This window comes from Anaerotalea alkaliphila, from assembly GCF_010179735.1.
Classification (GTDB): domain Bacteria; phylum Bacillota; class Clostridia; order Lachnospirales; family Vallitaleaceae; genus Anaerotalea; species Anaerotalea alkaliphila.
Genome location: NZ_JAAEEH010000094.1, coordinates 1 through 1,211, shown reverse-complemented (window position 1 = coordinate 1,211; position 1,211 = coordinate 1). Strand labels below are relative to the sequence as shown.

Here is a 1,211-nt window from a genome sequence, read left to right as displayed (position 1 = left end):
CCCAGTGTGCCCATGCCGAATCCGTCCGGCATGTCGTTCTGCAGCCATGTGTAAGCCTTCCCTTCCTTCACCCACATGGCCACGTCCGCAGACAAGGGTGCGTCCGGAGTCAAGGTCACGTTGGTGAACGCCGGAACCATCTTGGCCTGGTTTACCATGTAGTCGTGGCCGTCCTCCGTCGTGGCCATATGGTTCAGGAACGCCCTGGCCGCATCCAGGTTCTTGCTCTCGTTGTTCAGCACGTAGAAGGAAGGCGCCCCGATGAAGATGGAGTCATGCTCCCCGTACACCGACGCGTGGGGGGCGAATCCCATGGGGAAGTCCACCCCGTTGTCCGCCAGCCACGGGTCGATCCAGTTCCCCTGGTGCACGAAGGCGGACTTCCCGGTTCCGAACTGCCCCACCTGGGCGTCATAGTTTCCTGTCAGCAGCACCGCCCTGTCCGCATACTGGAACAGCAGCTCCACCCAGTCCGCGTACTCCTGCAGGCGCTCCCGGTCGGCTTCCCCGGCGTTCAGCTTGTCGATCACCGTCGTGTCCCCGTACTCCAGTCCCGCGGACAGGTAGCCGTTGAAGTTGTGCAGTCCCGTCACCCAACGGAGGTCCGGGCCTGCGCCGATGGCCACCACGGAGGTGATCCCCAGCTCCTCCTTCATGGAGTCGATCTTCTCGAAGGCCGCCCTGTAGGCCTGCTGGGAGGTCAGCGTGGACGGGTCCACCCCCGCCTGGTCCAATATGTTCTTGTTGTACGCCATGCCCCAGGCTTCCACCGCCACCGGGAATCCGTACACCACGCCGTCCACCTGGAACGCCAGGTCCGTCAGTCCCATCCACTCTTCCCCTTCGAAGGGCGTAAGCTTGGACTTCCATGTGTTGTATCCGCCCATGCCCTCGATGACGAAGATGTCCGGTTGCCGGTCGGACTGGAACTCCGCCTTCAGGTTCTCCGCATAGGGGGAGTCCCCGCCGGAGGTCTTCACGTCCACCTTCACCCCGGTGGCCGCCTCATACTTCCTGGCGAACGCCATCAGGGGTTCCCCGATCTCCACCTTGTTCTGGTAGATGACCACCGTCTCCCCGGTGGGCTGCACGGCGCCTCCGCCGGTGTCCGTCCCTCCCGTGTCCTTGGAGCCGCAGCCTGCGAACAGGCTTGCCGCCAGGATGAGTGCCATGAGCATTGCAAGTTTTGCCTTCATAATGTATCCCCTTTC

At 62.9% G+C, this 1,211-nt stretch carries 1 protein-coding gene; it reads right to left on the bottom strand.

The genetic code is table 11. The features are described 5' to 3' along the window. On the bottom strand, positions 1 to 1,196 hold a 1,196-nt coding region (locus tag GXN74_RS14270; protein ID WP_162371601.1), incomplete at its 3' end, for an ABC transporter substrate-binding protein. Positions 1,197 to 1,211 lie beyond the last annotated feature (15 nt).